Here is a 15,627-nt window from a genome sequence, read left to right on the forward strand (position 1 = left end):
GGGCGCGCGTTTTCAGGCGATGCGCCGCGAAGGTTGCTGTTCGCTGCGGCGGACCACCACCGGAATCGACTTCGAAGTCGGCGTGCCGGTGCCGTCGCCGAAGCTGGCCAGCGGCACCAGCGGGTTGGTTTCCGGGTAGTAGGCCGCCAGGTTGCCACGCGGAATGTCGTAACTCACCAGCTTGAACCCGTCGACTTTACGCACCACGCCATCGTTCCACAGGGTTTCAATCTCTACCCGTTCGCCATCCTGCAGGCCCAGCGCCGCCAGATCCTCCGGATGGATGAACAACACTTCGCGTTGGCCGTAAACGCCGCGATAACGGTCATCCAGGCCATAGATGGTGGTGTTGTACTGATCGTGCGAGCGCAGCGTCTGCAGGGTAAACGGCGCTTGCTCGCCGCCCAGCTGCGGGAACAGGGTGGTAGGCAGCGCGGCGGCGCTGAATTCTGCCTTGCCGCTTGGCGTGGCGAAGCGCAGTTCGGCGGCGGCATTGCCCAGGTAGAAACCGCCGGGCTGGTCGCAGCGCCGGTTGAAATCTTCGAAGCCGGGAATGGTGGCGGCGATATGATCGCGGATCAGCGAGTAGTCGTCGGCCAGTTCCAGCCAGTCCAACTGCTGGGTGCCCAGCACCGCGTCGGCGATGCCGCAGACGATCGCCGTCTCCGAACGTTGGGTCTCCGCCAGCGGTTTGCCGATGCCTTCCGAGGCGTGCACCATGCTGAACGAATCCTCGACCGTAATGTACTGCGAGCCGCTGGCCTGCATGTCCAGTTCGGTGCGGCCGAGCGTCGGCAGGATCAGCGCGTCTTTGCCGGTCACCAGGTGGCTGCGGTTAAGCTTGGTGCTGATATGCACCGTCAAATCGCAGTTGCGCAGGGCGCGGGCGGTGCGCTCGGTGTCCGGCGCCGCGGCGGCCAGGTTGCCGCCCAGCGCGATCAGCACTTTCACTTCGCCGCGCAGCATCGCTTCGATCGCTTCCACCGTGTTGTGGCCCAGCGCGCGGTTGGCGGTAAAGTTAAAGTGGCGCTCCAGGCTGTCGAGCAGCGCTTTGGGCGACTTCTCGTCGATCCCCATGGTGCGGTTACCCTGGACGTTGCTGTGGCCGCGCACCGGGCACAGGCCGGCGCCCGGTTTGCCCAGTTGCCCGAACAGCAGCTGCAGGTTGGTGATTTCGCGCACCGTCGCAATGGAGTGTTTATGCTGCGTCACGCCCATCGCCCAGGTGCAGATCACCCGTTCGGCGCCCTGATAGGTGGCCGCCGCCTGGCGCAGCTGCTCCTCGCTCAGGCCCGACTGCGCGGTAATGGTCTGCCACTCGGTGGCGTCTACCTGCGCCAGGTAAGCCTCTACGCCGACGCAGTGCCGTTCGATAAACGCCAGGTCGAACAGGGCGGGCTCGCCGGCGGCCAGACGCTGGCGGTGAGTTTCCAGCAGGGCTTTCACCATGCCGCGCACCGCCGCCATATCGCCGCCCAGATTCGGTTGGTAATAGGAAGAGCTGATCGGCGAGGATTTTGGCGTCAGCATCTGTACCGGATCCTGCGGATCGGCGAACCTTTCCAGCCCACGTTCGCGCAGGGTGTTGAAGCTGACGATGCGCGCGCCGCGTCGGGCGGCGTTTTTCAGGCTGTGCAGCATGCGCGGGTGGTTGGTGCCGGGGTTTTGACCGAACACGAAGATGGCATCGGCCTTTTCGAAGTCATCGATGCGGATGGTGCCTTTGCCGACCCCGATGCTCTGTTTCAGCCCGACGCCGCTCGCCTCGTGGCACATATTGGAACAGTCGGGGAAATTGCTGGTGCCGAGCATGCGGCCGAACAGCTGATAAAGGTACGACGCTTCGTTGCTGGCGCGGCCCGAAGTATACAGCTCGATCTGGTTCGGGTTGTCCATGCCGTTGATGTGCTTGGCGATCAGCGCCAGCGCGTCCGGCCAATGGATAGGCTCATAGTGGTCGGTTTCGGCGTTGTAGCGCATCGGATGGGTGAGGCGCCCCTGATACTCGAGGAAATAGTCGCTTTGCTGCTGCAGGGTGCTGACGCTGTGGGCGGCGAAGAACTCTGGCTCGACGGCGCTGCGCGTCGCTTCCCAACTGACCGCTTTGGCGCCGTTTTCGCAGAAGCTGAAGGTGCTGTGGTTGTCGTCGCCCCAGGCGCAGCCTGGGCAGTCGAAGCCGCGAGCCTTGTTGACGCGCATCAGGTTGCGCATGTTTTTGAGCGTTTGTTTACTGTCGAGGACAAAGCGGGTGGTGGCTTCAAGCGAACCCCAGCCGCCTGCCGGGCCGGTGTAAGGCTTGATTGACGGTTTAAATTTCATGATGACACTTCGCAGGTGGTTGTAGCTAAAAAGTAAACGCTTTTTTATGCGTCTTGCGTATTTATGTCACAAGTTTAGGGGGGCTGCCGGGTGGCGTCTAATCGAATGGGGCAATGGCGGCATAGAGCTTATCTATCGCCGGCGGACGATGACGTAAACAAATGGTTGCATAAAGACACCCGCTGCAAAAGAGTAATGGTTTCGTCTGAAAGTGAATTAATGCAGTCTATCTCGCGGATTATATTGGCATTTTATTCAGCCTGCGGGCCTGAGGAACACAGCGTGAAGCGTTCAGTATCAGTGGTGATCGGCGGCATATTGCTGCCTTTAGCGGCGCAGGCGGCGGGAACGACGCCCCATTTTCCCACCATGACCCCGCCGGCGATAGACGCCGCCTCTTACGTTTTGATGGATTACACCACCGGCCAGGTGTTGGCTGCCGGCAATGCCGATGAACGGCGCAACCCGGCCAGCCTGACCAAACTCATGACCGGGTTGGTGATCGACCACGCGCTTGACCAGCACAAGATTGGTCTTGACGATGTCGTCACCGTGGGGAAAGACGCCTGGGCGCAGGGCAACCCGGTGTTCAAGGGGTCTTCGTTGATGTTCCTGAAGCCCGGTGACAGGGTCACGGTACGCGATCTCAGCCGCGGCATTATCATCGATTCCGGCAACGACGCCTGCGTGGCGATGGCGGACTATGTGGCGGGCAGCCAGGCCAACTTCGTCAAGCTGATGAACGAGAAGAGCGCGCAGCTGGGCCTGCAGAACACCCATTTCGAAACGGTACACGGGCTGGATGCGCCGGGGCAGTTCACCACCGCCGGCGATCTGGCGGTGATTGCGCGTGCCATTATCATGAGTGAACCGGCGGAATATCATATGTACAGCGAGAAGTCGCTGACCTGGAACGGTATCACGCAGCAGAACCGCAATGGGCTGCTGTGGGATAAGACGCTGCACGTCGATGGGCTGAAAACCGGGCACACCGCCTCGGCCGGCTTCAACATCATCGCCTCCGCCACCGAAGGGGATCGCCGCCTGATCGCCGTGGTGATGGGCGGCAAAAGCGCTAAGGGGCGTGAGGAGCAGGCGCGTAAGCTGTTGACCTGGGGGCTGCGCGACTTTACCACCGTACACCTGTTCAGCGCCGGGCAGAGCCTGGGGGAAGAGCCGGTCTGGTACGGCGAGGATCACCGCTTGCCGGTCGGCAGCGCGCAGAACCAGTCGCTCAGCCTGCCAAAAAACGAAGCGGACAAGCTGAAGGCGCAGTACGTAATCAATACCGCACGGCTGGAAGCGCCGATTGGCAAAGGGCAGACCGTCGGCGAGATCCGCATCAGCGACAATGGCCAGGTGGTGAAAACCCTGCCGCTGGTCGCGCTGCAGGCGGTGCCGCAGGGCGGCGTGTTCTCGCGCCTGGCGGATTACGTGAAGCTGAAGCTCTGACTCGCCGGGCGGGCGACGGCGCCCGGTGGTATACTGATGCGACTGCCGATCATTGAGCCGCGCTATGGATATTAAACAACTGATTTATTTGTGTAATTTAGAACGGGAACGCCACTTCGGCCGGGCGGCGGAAGCCAGCTTCGTCAGCCAGCCGACGCTATCCATGCGATTGAAAAATCTGGAGAAAGAGCTGGGCGTTTCGCTGATTAACCGCGGCAACCATTTCGGCGGTTTTACCGCCGAAGGCGAGCGGGTGCTGGCGTGGGCGCGTGAGATCGTCTCGGTCTACCAGGGGCTGAAGCTGGAGGTGGAGTCGCTCAAGCACGGCTTGCACGGCACGCTGCGCCTTGGCGTGGTGCCGCAGTGCAGTATCTCGGTATCGGAAATGCTCAAGGCGGTCAGCGCGCGTTACCCGCATCTCGATTACCGGCTGGCGGTGCTGAGCGCCGATCAGCTGCTGGAGGCGCTGACGGCGCATACCGTTGACATCGGCATCGGCTTTTTCGAGCTGTCGACCTTAAAGGAGCTGCATTTCCAATCGCAACCGCTGGTGGAAACCGGCGTCGAGCTGGTATTTCATCCGCAACACTTCCCTAAGCTGGTGGGCGACACGCCGTTGCCGCTGGAAGCGGTGGCCGCCTTGCCGCTGTGCCTGGCCGAGCCGACGCGTTATTTCCGCCGCTATCTCGATCAACACTTCCGCGACGCCGGGTTGACGCTGCACACGCGGCTGGAGACGGCCTCGATCTTCCAACTGCTGGAGGGAATTTTCGTCGGCCTGGGCTGCGGGCTCTTCCCGCGCGGCCAGCTGCAATCGCCGCTGATGCCGGCGTTGCAGCGGCGCCCGGTGGCCATCGGCGCCATGCCGCGTCATGCGGCGGTGGTGGTCGATATGGCGGAGCGCGCCACGCCGTTGGCGCAAAAATTCTTCGACGCCGCCAGCGAGTGGCTGCGTCGGCAAAATGAATAGAGACGTTTAAGTTTACCCGATGTTTCCGCAACGATTATGGCCCCGAGGGGCCATAATCATGTGGTGCCTAACGGTCGACGGAATAAGGTTAATTGCTGATGGTAATGGTCGGATCCCAATAGAAATAACCCAGTAATTTCTGATCGCCGCCATTTGGCCGATAATAGAGGCCAAATTGGATGCAATAATTTTCCGTGCCGGTATTGCTGATGTCCGCCTGGATGAACCAATAGGTTTGGTTGGTGAAGGTGACGGGGAACACGGTATTTTGCGCCGGCATCATCGAGCTGCGGGTGTACATTTTGAAGGTCGGGTTGGAAAAGACCTGGGTGCCGCTGCCGAACTGCGGCAGCCCGTAGATCAGCACGCCGGCGTCGAAATTGGCGGATTCTGAGGTGCCGGTCCAGCGAATGACGTCGCCGACATTGGCTTTAAAGTTCAGGTCCGCCGTGCCGGAACCGCCGATCACCTGCTCGGAGGTGACGACCATATAAGCGTATTGATGCCCGATACCTGTTGGGTTGCCGGAGTCCTGACTGGGGTTGTTATTCTCGAATGCTTCTATCAGAGCATCGGTATCGATGACGACAATCACGTTAACGATACTGTTGCTGGATTTAAGTTCTTGCTCAGACATGGGGTTACCTCACAATATTTTTTTGCTGTGATGGAAAATCAAAAAATAATGGGGTTGACGGCGAGCGTTTATTTTTAGTGAATATTTGAAATGGAAATCACAACGTCGCTATCGGCTTAATCATAGAAACTAAACAGCAAGCCCACCACTGCTGAAAAGTTAGAGGCGTTAATGTGTTTCTCTATTAATTAGCAGGGTTAAAACCTTGTTTTACTGCTTCTGCGATGAGAACGGTTACATAATTGAGCGAGGGCGCAATCTTTCTATTGCTTTGTTTGCAGACATAATTTTGACGAGTCGTTATTTTCGCGAGCGGCAGAGAAAAACGAATCATAATTCTGACAAATATTATTTTTTCGGATTTATACTTTATCAGTTCATCTTTTGGTGAAGTTTTTAGCCAAAATAGACCAAAGAGAGTTAACGGCGAAATTAGCCGTCAACTCAGTGATAGGTCATTGCGCCGGCTGTGCCGGCTCTGCATCGCCCAGCGTTTGGCGCAGGCGGTTTTCCCAGGCGTAGAGCGCGGCGGTGAGGATCACTTCCAGCGCCTGCGCCTGATTCAGGCCGCTGTTGAACAACGGCTGCACGCTCTGCGGGGTGAATTTCTCCGGAGCGCGCGTCAGCTCGGCGGCGGTGTGGATCACTGCACGTTTGACGGCATCCTCGGTAAAAGCCAGCCCCTGAGGCAGCCCGGCGAACAGCGCCTGGGCCAGCCCGTCGTCCTGTAGCTCTTGCGCCACCGTAGCCGCGCAGTAGCGGCTGCCGTTGATGCGCGAGACTGCCAGCGTCGCCAGCGCTTTCAATCGGCTCGATAACCCATATCCTTCGGCATTGATGCCGTTAAACACGCCGTTACGCTCGCGCAGCGCGGCGGCATCGTGCGCCAACAGCAAATAATAAGATTCGGCGCGCGCCTGCGGGTGGCTCTGATCCAGCACGTCAAGCTGTTCGGCGGCGGCGGCTTCCGTGTCGATTGTCGGCAGACGCGCAGTCCAGCTCAACTCGTCGGCGCTGAAAGCGACGCCATCGGCGTCTTCGACGTTCGGGAAGCCGGGCACCACCACCGCCGGGCGGCCGGCCAACGCCGCGACGCCCGCCACTACGCGCGCCTGATAGCTGACAAAACCGATCGTCTGAGAGAAGGTTACGATATCCGCCGGGCTCAGCCCGACGTCGCCGAGCTGTTGCAGCGCCCTGCGGCAAATCAGCGTGGGCTGGCTGGCGAGCTGGCGGGCATATTGGGTGATCTGGGCAAGGCGGATATTGCTTTCCCGGGAGGCGTCCGGGCTGTGCAGCGGGGCGAGGCGGGCGGCGTAGTGGCTACAAAGCGATTGCACGCCCGTCACCTGAGCGACGGTCAACGCGGTGCTGAGGCGATCGTAGGGTGACAATGTCACGTATCGTGACAGCGACACCTGGTCGGGAAACAGCGCGTGGTAACCGGCCAGCGAGGCGTTGAATACCCCGGCGCGGGCGCTGAGCGCAGCATTTAGCGCTTCGTCGGCGAAGGCGCCCAGCCCCAGCAGAAAACGATCGCGCAGGGTGGCCGCCTGCGGCTCCAGCGGCGCATCGCCCCGTACGCTGCTTTGGGTTTCGTGATACCACTGGGCATTATGTTGTCGACGGAGTCGTTCCATAGGGTCAATCCTTAATCGTGATCAACAGCCAACGCTGCGTACGGCAGCGGCGGCTGGACAAAGAGGCAACATGCCCGCTGGCGGGGCGAAAGGCGGATTCAGCGCAGCTCATCGCAGCACAGCGCGTGGCCGTAAACAGAGAAACCGGCGGCCAGCGTAAGCAGAAACTGCGAGAGGCGGCGATGGCGAAGGCTGTTCATCAGTGCGATATCCTGTCGTATGAGAGGCTCAACGTAGGGGATATCCTCACCGATCGCCCTGGCGAGATAAAATAATGTTACGGACTAATCAATAACTGAAAGGAATAAAATATAAGGATATATAACAAGAATGTAATTTGTATTTGCGTTTTCTGGCGTAGCGGCAGGCGCGTGCGGCAATAAAAAACCCGCCGCAGCGGGTTTATTGCAGGCCAGGACGGGCCTCAAAAACGGCCGCCGTCGCGCCGCCAGGCGTCGGCGGTCAGCGCCTCGCCGAAATGGCTGGCGATAAGGCGCTTGGTCAATTCGTGCAGCGGCGCCGCCAACACCTCGGCGGTGCTGCCGCGTTCGACGATTTCCCCTTCGTGCATCACCAGCACCTGGTCGCTGATATGCTTCATCATGCCGAGGTGCTGAGTGACGTAGATATAGGAAATACCGTGTTTTTCCTGCAGTTCCAGCATCAAGTTGATGATTTGCGAGCGCATCGACATGTCCAGCGAGGCCAGCGCCTCATCGGCGACGATCACCTTCGGCTGCAGGATCAGCGCACGCGCCAATGCGACGCGCTGTTTCTGCCCGGAAGCCAGCATGTGCGGATAGTAGTAGGCGTGATCCGGCAGCATGCCGACCTGGCGCAGCGTCTGGTTGATGCGCTGCTCGCGTTCGGCGGGTTCCAGACTGGTGTTCAGCCGCAGCGGCGCGTCCAGCAGCTGGCCGATGCGCTGGCGCGGATTGAGCGAGGTGCTCGGATCCTGAAAAATCATGCGAATGCGCTGGCTGCGATAGCGATAATCGCCGAATTCCAGTGGATGATCGTCGATCAGCAGTTCGCCGGCGGTCGGTTCCACCATGCCGGAGAGCATCTTCGCCAGCGTGGATTTGCCGGAGCCGTTCTCGCCGATCACCGCCAGCGTCTGGCCTTCGCGCAGGGTAAAGCTGACGGATTTCACCGCCTCGACGTGCTGGCGGCGGAACAGCCCGGTGCGGTAGCGGTAGGTTTTGCTCAGGTTGCGCACTTCCAACAGCGTTTCCATGTTATTGCTCCTCCATGTTCAGCGGGAAGTGGCAGGCGAAGAAGTGGTTTTTGACCGGGCGCAGGCGCGGCGTTTCGATGCACTTCTTCTGCGCGTAAGGGCAGCGCGGCCCCAGACGGCAGCCGATCGGCAGGTGTTCCAGCGAAGGAATGGCGCCCGGCAGCGTGTTCAACCGGCTCTTGTGCGGCAGCGAGCGGCCAAAATCCGGCATGGCGCGGATCAGCGCCTGGGTGTAAGGGTGGTGCGGTGCCGCCAGCAGCTCTTCGCACTGGGCGCTTTCCACCGTTTGCCCGCAGTACAGCACGTTCACCCGGTCGGCCCATTTACTCATCATCTGCAAATCATGGCTGATCAGCAGGATGGTGGTGTTGTTGTTCTGATTGAGGCGCGCCAACAGGCGGAAAATCTGCGCCTGGGTGGTCGGCTCCATGGCGTTGGTTGGCTCATCGGCGATCAGCAGGCGCGGCTGGTTGGCCAGCGCGATGGCGATCATCACTTTCTGACACTCGCCTTCGGTCAGCTCGTACGGGAAGCTGCCCATGATGTCGTCGTGATCCTTGATGCCGACGCGGTGCAGCAATTCGATGGCGCGGCGTTTGCGCCAGTTGAAGCGCTGCCACCAGTGGCCTTTATAAGTCCAGCCCGGGATCGCCTGCGCCAGCTGGCGGCCGATGCTCTCGGAAGGATCGAGACAGGACTGCGGCTCCTGGAAAATCATCGAGACGTTGTGGCCCACCAGCCTGCGCCGCTCGCGCGGGCTCAGCTGCAGCAGATCGATGTCGTCGAAGCGGAAACGGTCGGCGGTGACGCGCCAGTTGTCTTTGGTTACGCCGCAGATGGCCTTGGCGATCAGGCTCTTGCCGGAGCCCGATTCACCCACCAGGCCGCGCACCTCGCCCTCGGTCAGCGTCATGCTGACGCGATCGACCGCCTTGACCGGCCCTTCGGCGGTCATAAATTCAATCGTCAGATTGCGGATATCGAGTAACGGCATTATTCCACCCCGGCATTGATTGCGCGGCGCATACCGTCGCCTAACAGGTTAACCAGCAGCACGCTGACGAGGATGGCCGCGCCGGGCAGCATCACCGTCCAGGGGGCGACGTACACCAGCTCGAGCGAATCGCCGAGCATCGCTCCCCATTCCGGCGAAGGCAGCTGCGCGCCGAGATCGAGGAAGCCGAGCGCGGCGATGTCCAAAATGGCCATCGACAGCGCGCGGGTGAACTCGGTCACCAGCACCGCGGCGATGTTCGGCATGACGGCGTACCACAGGATCTGCAGCGTGGAAGCGCCATCGAGCCGCGCCGCCACCACGTACTCTTTCTCCAGCTCGTCGTGCACCGCGCTGTAGATGGTGCGCACCATGCGCGGCAGCAAGGCGAGCCACACCGCCAGCATGGCGTGTTCAAGTTTGGGGCCGATAAACGCCACCACCACGATCGCCAGCAGCAGCGACGGAATGGACAGCAGGGTATCGAGGATGTGGTTGAGCACCGCCGAACGCAGCCCGTGGGTGACGCCGGCGAACACGCCGAGGATCACCCCGCAGAACGCCGCGGCCAGCGTCACCGCCAGTGCCGAGCCGAAGGTGGCGGCAGTGCCGGTCAACAGGCGGCTGAGGATGTCGCGCCCGAGATCGTCGGTGCCGAGAAAGAACGACACGTTGCCGTAGCGTGACCAGGACGGCGGCAGCAGCTGATAGCCGAGGAACTGCTGATCCAGCGCGTAGGGCGCCAGCAGGCTGCCGAACAGCGACAGCAGCAGCAGGGCGATCACCCCGTAAAAACCGATCATCGCCAGCGCGTCGCCGTAAAAAATCCGCCAGGTGTAGCGCAGCGGGCTCGGCATTTTTTTCTCGCGGTATACGTTATCGAAGGGCATACCATTCCTTATGTTTCAGCGGGTTGGTTGCCGCACCCAGAATATCGGCCAGGACGTTAATGGTGATCACCAGCGTGCCGACCACCATGACACCGGCGGAGATCGCCGCATAGTCCTGCTGGCGAATGGCGTTGATCAGCCAGCGGCCGAGGCCCGGCCAGCTGAACACCACTTCGGTGATCATCGCCAGCGTGAGCATGGTGGAGAACTGCAGCCCCAGCTTGGGCACGATCGGCGGCAGCGCGTTGTGCAACACGTGGCGGCGAATGATGGTGAAGCGCGACAGACCGCGGGTGGCGGCGGCCTTGATGTAGTTTTGGCTCAGCACGTCGTCGGTGCTGATGCGCATCAGCCGCACCACTTCGGTGGTGGGCGCCACCGCCAGCGCGGCGATCGGCAGGATCATGTGGCGCAGGGCGCTGCCGATCATCTCGGCGCGGTACGGCGAGTCCGACAGCCAGGCGTCGATCAGCGCGAAACCGGTGATCGGCTTCACCTGATACAGCAGGTCGAAACGGCCGGATACCGGCAGCCAGCCCAGATGCAGCGAGAAGAACAGCATCAGCAGCAGCGCCAGCCAGAACACCGGCATCGAAAAGCCCAGCAGCGCGAAGGTGCTGATGGCGGTGTCCTGCCACTTGCCGCGCAGCACGCCGGCGATGATGCCCAGCGGAATGCCGATAAACAGCGCCAGGGCGAAGGCCAGCAGGCACAGTTCCATGGTGGCCGGGAACACTTCGCGCAGCTGTTCGCTGATCGCCTGGCCGTTGATGCTGGAAACGCCGAAGTCCCAGTGCAGCAGGCTGACGAAGTAGAACTGATAGGCGTCCAGCAGGGCGGCGCCGTTCAGCGGCGCGCGCGGCGTGAAATAGCTCAGGCTGAAGCTGACCAGCGTCAGGAAGAACAGCGTGATCAGCAGCAGCAGAATGCGGCGCAGGGTAAAGATAATCACTTTTTCACCTCCGGCGCGGATTCACGGTACACCCCGGCGAACGAGGCGTTGCCGAACGGGCTCAGCACCAATCCCTTGATGTCGTAGCGGTAGGCCTGCAGCCGCAGGGAAGAGGCCAGCGGCAGCACCGGCAATTGCTGCTCGAGGATCTTCTGCGCCTTGCGGTAGTTGTCGATGCGCTGAGACAGCTGCTGCGACAGCAGCGCGTTCTGCAACACCTCGTCGAAGCCCGGGTCACACCAGTGAGCATAGTTGGTTTGCGAACGGATTGCCGCGCAGCTCAGCAGCGGCCGGAAGAAGCTGTCCGGGTCGTTGCTGTCGGTGGCCCAGCCGGTCAGGGTCAGATCGTGGTTCATCTCCATCAGGCGCGCTTCCTGGAAGCGTCCTTCCACCGGCACAATGGTGACGTTGATGCCCACCTGGCCGAGATCGGCCTGGATCAGCTCGGCGGTCTTGAGCGGGCTCGGGTTGTAAGACTGCGAGGCGGTCGGCACCCACAGCTTCAGGTTCAGCTGGCCGACGCCGGCCTGCCGCAGCATTTCGCGCGATTTGGCCGGATCGTACTCGGTGACGTGCGCGTCGTTGTCGTAGGCCCAGGAGGCGCGCGGCAGGATCGAGGCGGCGGTTTCCGCAGTGCCGTAATAGATCGATTGCATCAACCGCTGGTTGTTGATCGCCAGCGAGATCGCCTGGCGCACGTTGAGGTTGTCGAGCGGCGGCTTGCGGGTGTTGAACGCCAGATAGGCGATGTTCATCCCCGGGCGCAGCGTCAGGCGCAGGCGCGGATCGTCGCGCAGGATAGACAGCTGGCTCGCCGCCGGATAGGCCAGCACGTCGCACTCGCCGGTCAGCAGTTTGGAGAGGCGGCCGGTGCCGCCGGCGCCCAGATCGATCACCACCTGCGGCATGCGCGGCAGGCCTTTCCAGTAGGCGGCGTTGCGCGCCAGGCGAATATATTGCCCCGAGCGGTATTCGTTGAGCAGGAACGGGCCGCTGCCGACCGGTTCGCGGTCGATCAGCTCCTGATGGCCTTCGCGCGTCAGCGTGTCGGCGTACTCGGCGGACAGCACCGGCGCGTAGTGGGTCGCCAGGTGCCACAGGAACGAGGCGTCCGGCGACTGCAGGCGGATCTCCACCGTGTAGTCGTCGAGCTTTCTCACGCTCTGCACCGAATCGCCGAACTGCAGGCTGTCGAAATAGGGGTATTCGCCGCCGTTGACGTCGTGATACGGGTGTTTTTGGTCAAATACGCGCGCGAAGCTGAACACCACGTCGTCGGCGTTCATCTTGCGGGTGGGCGTGAACCAGGCGGTGGTCTGGAACGGCACGTCCTTGCGCAGATGGAAGCGGTAGGTGGCGCCGTTGTCCAGCACTTCCCAGCTTTGCGCCAACTCGGGGATCAGCCGGTAGGTGTAGGGATCGACATCCAGCAGGCGATCGTACAGCTGGGCGGCCAGGGTATCCACCGTCAGGCCGCTGCTGGCCATTTGCGGGTTGAAGGTATTCAGTATGCCGCTGACGCAATAGACAAAGCCGCTCTGGCGAATGTCCGGCAGCGGCGCCGCGGCGGGCGCGGGCGGTGTGGTTGCGGCCAGGGCGGAGCCGGTAAAGCACAACGACACTATCCAAAGGGGTAAACCACGCATAGAGGCTCATGGGTTAATCAGCAATAGCGTTAGTGTATCGCACTCTGACCGGCAGCCCAATCCATTGAGCAAAATCGCTGAGTTTTCTGCGACTTGATTAATCAGGTCGTTCGCGATCGTGAAAAAAATCTTATTTGATATGTTATAACATAACAAAATCATGATACCGTTCCTCGGCAAAGTCACAATAACGCAAGGGGATGTATGAACGAAGTTGCACTTCCACCACGCCGTTCGCTGCCGGACGCTCAGGCATGGCGCGGCGAAATGAGTGATGTCGGGCTCGATTGGGTCGGGATGCAAGGGATCGCGCTGCCGCTGGAGCTGGCCGGCAAGCCACTGATGGCCAAGGTCGACGCCGGCATCAACCTGCGCGCCGAAGCGGCGGGCGAACGCGGCATTCACATGTCGCGGCTGTATCTGGCGCTGGACGAATTGACGCAGGGCGAGCTGACGCCGCAGCGCCTCGGCCGAACGCTGCAGGCCTTTCTGGATTCTCAGCCGGAACACAGCGATCGCGCCAGCCTGACGCTCAGCGGCGAGCTGCTGCTGTCGCGCCCGGCGTTGCTGTCGCCGCAGCGCGGCTGGAAGGCTTACCCGCTGCGCATCGAGGCCACCCTGACGGACAGGCTGACGCTGGCGCTGACCGTCGGCGTACCTTACTCCTCGACCTGCCCGAGTTCGGCGGCGCTCAGCCGTCAGTTGGCGCAGCAACAGTTTCAGTTTGATTTTGAACAGGCGGCGGAGCGGATCAGCCAACGGCAGGTGAGCGAGTGGCTGTTGGAGCAGGGAATGCCGGCCACCCCTCACAGCCAGCGCAGCTGGGCCTGGGTCACCGTGACGCCCGAGAATGAACGGGCGTTCGAACCGGTGAAATTGATCGATCGCATCGAACACGCGCTGGGCACGCCGGTACAAACGCTGGTGAAACGCCGCGACGAACAGGCCTTCGCGCTGGCCAACGGGCAGAACCTGATGTTTTGCGAGGACGCGGCGCGGCGTCTGTATCGCATGCTGCGCAGCCAGTGCGATTACCGCGCCTTCTCGCTGCGTGTCGAGCATCAGGAGAGCCTGCATGCCCACAATGCGGTGGCGGAGCTGAGCTGGCGGGGAGAAAATCATGCTGCGTAAAAATCCCAGCGGCCATCTGCCGCAGGTCTCGCCGCTGGCCTACATCGATCCCACCGCCATTATCTGCGGCCGGGTGATCGTCGAAGATTTCGTCTACGTCGGCCCGTATGCGGTGATCCGCGCCGACGAGTTGAACGCCGCCGGCGACATGGAACCGATCGTCATCGGCTCGCACTCCAATATTCAGGACGGCGTGGTGATCCACTCCAAGAGCGGGGCGGCGGTCATCATTGGCCGTTACAGCTCGATCGCCCACCGCGCCATTGTCCACGGCCCGTGTCGCATCGACGATCGGGTGTTTATCGGTTTCAACAGCGTGCTGTTCAACTGCCACATCCAGTCCGGCTGCGTGGTGCGTTACAACGCGGTGGTGGACGGCGTGACGCTGCCGGAAAACCGCTATATCCCCTCGACCGAGCGCGTAGGGCCGGACAGCGACCTGTCGCGCTATCGCCAGGTCGATCGCGGCGCGCTGCAGTTTTCGGAAGAAGTGGCCGCCACCAACGTCGAGCTGGTGCGCGGCTATCAGGCATTACGCAATGAATTTTAATGAGGCTCCCATGAAACAACTTCCCGTGACCGTGCTTTCCGGCTTTCTCGGCGCCGGCAAGACCACGGTGCTGAACCACATCCTGAACAACCGGCAGGGCATGCGCGTGGCGGTGATCGTCAACGACATGAGCGAAGTGAACATCGACGCCGCGCTGGTGGAAAATGCCGTGCATCTCGATCGCCAGGAGGAGAAGCTGGTGGAGATGAGCAACGGCTGCATTTGCTGCACGCTGCGCGAAGACCTGCTGGTATCGGTGCGTGAGCTGGCGCAGGACGGGCGTTTCGATTACCTGCTGATCGAATCGAGCGGCATATCCGAGCCGCTGCCGGTGGCGGAAACCTTTACCTTCGAGGACGAAAAGGGCGAAAGCCTGTCGCAGTTCGCCCGGCTGGATACTCTGGTGACGGTGGTCGACGGGGTGAATTTCATCCAGCAGTACCAGCGGGCGCAAAGCCTGCAGGAGGCCGGCCAAAGCCTGGGCGAGGACGATCTGCGCAGCGTGGCGGATCTGTTGATTGAGCAAATTGAATTTTGCGACGTGATGCTGGTCAGCAAGACCGATCTGTTGACGCCAGCCCAGCAGGGCGAAGTGATGGCGCTGTTGGCCAGCCTGAACCCCGATGCCCGCATTGTGCCGATCGCGCCGGGTAAGCTGCCGCTGGAGGCGGTGCTGAATACCGGCAGCTTCAGCTTTGAAAAGGCGCAGCAGGCGCCCGGCTGGCTGAAAGAGCTGCGCGGCGAACACGTGCCGGAAACGGAAAACTACGGCATCAGTAGCTTCGTCTATCAGGCGCGGCGGCCGTTTGCGCCGGACAAGTTTTACCGCGTGATCAACGGCGACTGGGGCGGCGGCAAGCTGCTGCGCTCGAAAGGCTTTTTCTGGCTGGCGACGCGGCCGCGGCAGGCCGGGCAGTGGAGCCAGGCCGGCGGCATCGCCCACTACGGCCTGGCGGGCACCTTTTGGCGCGCCATCCCGCAAGATAATTGGCCGCAGGATCCCGAAGCGCGGGCGCACATTCAGGAAAAATGGGTGGAGCCGTTCGGCGACATGCGTCAGGAGCTGGTGTTTATCGGCCAGCATCTGCAGCAGGCGGCGATCGTGCGTTTGCTGGACGAATGCCTGCTGAGCGACGATGAAATGGCCGCTGGCGTGGACTACTGGCTGGACATGGCTGACCCGTTCCCTGAGTGGTAATTGCGCAATCT

The 15,627-nt window shown here is 61.5% G+C and carries 13 protein-coding genes; 5 read left to right on the plus strand and 8 right to left on the minus strand.

The window, feature by feature from the left end; translation table 11 throughout:
- Positions 1-12 precede the first annotated feature (12 nt).
- The gene (locus tag ACF8MC_RS02785) at positions 13-2,319 is read right to left on the minus strand and encodes an FdhF/YdeP family oxidoreductase (protein WP_164104993.1); all 2,307 of its coding nucleotides are present in this window, start codon (positions 2,317-2,319) and stop codon (positions 13-15) included.
- Positions 2,320-2,601: 282 nt separating this feature from the next.
- On the opposite strand from ACF8MC_RS02785, the gene dacD reads away from it, so the two are divergent.
- Complete coding sequence (gene dacD, locus ACF8MC_RS02790) at positions 2,602-3,771, plus strand: serine-type D-Ala-D-Ala carboxypeptidase DacD (protein WP_060430337.1); 1,170 nt, start codon at positions 2,602-2,604, stop codon at positions 3,769-3,771.
- Positions 3,772-3,835: 64 nt separating this feature from the next.
- A complete protein-coding gene (locus tag ACF8MC_RS02795) occupies positions 3,836-4,741 on the plus strand; it encodes a LysR family transcriptional regulator (RefSeq protein ID WP_033653045.1) in 906 nt (301 codons plus the stop codon).
- 88 nt (positions 4,742-4,829) lie between these two features.
- Here the strand turns inward: ACF8MC_RS02795 and ACF8MC_RS02800 are convergent, their stop codons facing one another.
- The 7 genes from ACF8MC_RS02800 to sapA all read right to left on the minus strand — a co-directional run bounded on the left by ACF8MC_RS02800 (position 4,830) and on the right by sapA (position 12,737).
- Positions 4,830-5,378, minus strand: a complete 549-nt coding sequence (locus tag ACF8MC_RS02800; RefSeq protein ID WP_033634697.1) for an inclusion body family protein — start codon at positions 5,376-5,378, stop codon at positions 4,830-4,832.
- Positions 5,379-5,833: 455 nt separating this feature from the next.
- Positions 5,834-7,018 (minus strand): carboxymuconolactone decarboxylase family protein, encoded by a 1,185-nt coding sequence (locus ACF8MC_RS02805; protein ID WP_033634696.1) that lies wholly within the window; start codon positions 7,016-7,018, stop codon positions 5,834-5,836.
- Between the two features lie 424 nt (positions 7,019-7,442).
- Entirely contained in the window at positions 7,443-8,255 is an 813-nt protein-coding gene (gene sapF / locus ACF8MC_RS02810; RefSeq protein WP_033648455.1) for a putrescine export ABC transporter ATP-binding protein SapF, read from the minus strand.
- 1 nt (position 8,256) lies between these two features.
- Positions 8,257-9,249, minus strand: a complete 993-nt coding sequence (gene sapD / locus ACF8MC_RS02815; RefSeq protein ID WP_004930587.1) for a putrescine export ABC transporter ATP-binding protein SapD — start codon at positions 9,247-9,249, stop codon at positions 8,257-8,259.
- Positions 9,249-10,139, minus strand: a complete 891-nt coding sequence (sapC, locus tag ACF8MC_RS02820; protein ID WP_004930580.1) for a putrescine export ABC transporter permease SapC — start codon at positions 10,137-10,139, stop codon at positions 9,249-9,251. Before sapC ends, sapD begins: the two co-directional genes overlap by 1 nt.
- On the minus strand, positions 10,126-11,091 hold the full coding sequence (gene sapB / locus ACF8MC_RS02825; RefSeq protein ID WP_004930575.1) for a putrescine export ABC transporter permease SapB: 966 nt from the start codon (positions 11,089-11,091) through the stop codon (positions 10,126-10,128). Before sapB ends, sapC begins: the two co-directional genes overlap by 14 nt.
- Positions 11,088-12,737, minus strand: coding sequence for an ABC transporter substrate-binding protein SapA (gene sapA, locus ACF8MC_RS02830; RefSeq protein WP_060418574.1), 1,650 nt, complete (start codon positions 12,735-12,737; stop codon positions 11,088-11,090). Before sapA ends, sapB begins: the two co-directional genes overlap by 4 nt.
- A gap of 204 nt (positions 12,738-12,941) precedes the next feature.
- Between sapA and folE2 the strand changes: the two genes are divergently transcribed.
- From folE2 to zigA, 3 genes are read left to right on the plus strand one after another with little or no spacing between them, the layout of a single operon-like run.
- Positions 12,942-13,868 (plus strand): GTP cyclohydrolase FolE2, encoded by a 927-nt coding sequence (gene folE2 / locus ACF8MC_RS02835; RefSeq protein WP_033653048.1) that lies wholly within the window; start codon positions 12,942-12,944, stop codon positions 13,866-13,868.
- Entirely contained in the window at positions 13,858-14,418 is a 561-nt protein-coding gene (locus ACF8MC_RS02840) for a carbonate dehydratase (RefSeq protein WP_033634689.1), read from the plus strand. The genes folE2 and ACF8MC_RS02840 overlap by 11 nt, the downstream gene beginning before the upstream one ends.
- A gap of 10 nt (positions 14,419-14,428) precedes the next feature.
- Positions 14,429-15,616 carry a zinc metallochaperone GTPase ZigA gene (gene zigA / locus ACF8MC_RS02845; protein WP_121535803.1) on the plus strand — a complete coding sequence of 396 codons (1,188 nt, stop codon included), beginning with the start codon at positions 14,429-14,431 and terminating at the stop codon, positions 15,614-15,616.
- Positions 15,617-15,627: the final 11 nt, after the last annotated feature.

Source organism: Serratia sp. LACPHL-BACT-2024-00286 (assembly GCF_043109535.1).
GTDB lineage: Bacteria > Pseudomonadota > Gammaproteobacteria > Enterobacterales > Enterobacteriaceae > Serratia > Serratia sarumanii.

What these genes read in the sequence shown, in the direction of transcription:
- ACF8MC_RS02785 (WP_164104993.1), bottom strand. Translation starts at nt 2,319, where the DNA reads ATGAAATTTAAACCGTCAATCAAGCCTTACACCGGCCCGGCAGGCGGC.
- ACF8MC_RS02795 (WP_033653045.1), top strand. Translation starts at nt 3,836, where the DNA reads ATGGATATTAAACAACTGATTTATTTGTGTAATTTAGAACGGGAACGC.
- ACF8MC_RS02800 (WP_033634697.1), bottom strand. Translation starts at nt 5,378, where the DNA reads ATGTCTGAGCAAGAACTTAAATCCAGCAACAGTATCGTTAACGTGATT.
- ACF8MC_RS02805 (WP_033634696.1), bottom strand. Translation starts at nt 7,018, where the DNA reads ATGGAACGACTCCGTCGACAACATAATGCCCAGTGGTATCACGAAACC.
- sapF (WP_033648455.1), bottom strand. Translation starts at nt 8,255, where the DNA reads ATGGAAACGCTGTTGGAAGTGCGCAACCTGAGCAAAACCTACCGCTAC.
- sapD (WP_004930587.1), bottom strand. Translation starts at nt 9,249, where the DNA reads ATGCCGTTACTCGATATCCGCAATCTGACGATTGAATTTATGACCGCC.
- sapC (WP_004930580.1), bottom strand. Translation starts at nt 10,139, where the DNA reads ATGCCCTTCGATAACGTATACCGCGAGAAAAAAATGCCGAGCCCGCTG.
- sapA (WP_060418574.1), bottom strand. Translation starts at nt 12,737, where the DNA reads ATGCGTGGTTTACCCCTTTGGATAGTGTCGTTGTGCTTTACCGGCTCC.
- folE2 (WP_033653048.1), top strand. Translation starts at nt 12,942, where the DNA reads ATGAACGAAGTTGCACTTCCACCACGCCGTTCGCTGCCGGACGCTCAG.
- ACF8MC_RS02840 (WP_033634689.1), top strand. Translation starts at nt 13,858, where the DNA reads ATGCTGCGTAAAAATCCCAGCGGCCATCTGCCGCAGGTCTCGCCGCTG.
- zigA (WP_121535803.1), top strand. Translation starts at nt 14,429, where the DNA reads ATGAAACAACTTCCCGTGACCGTGCTTTCCGGCTTTCTCGGCGCCGGC.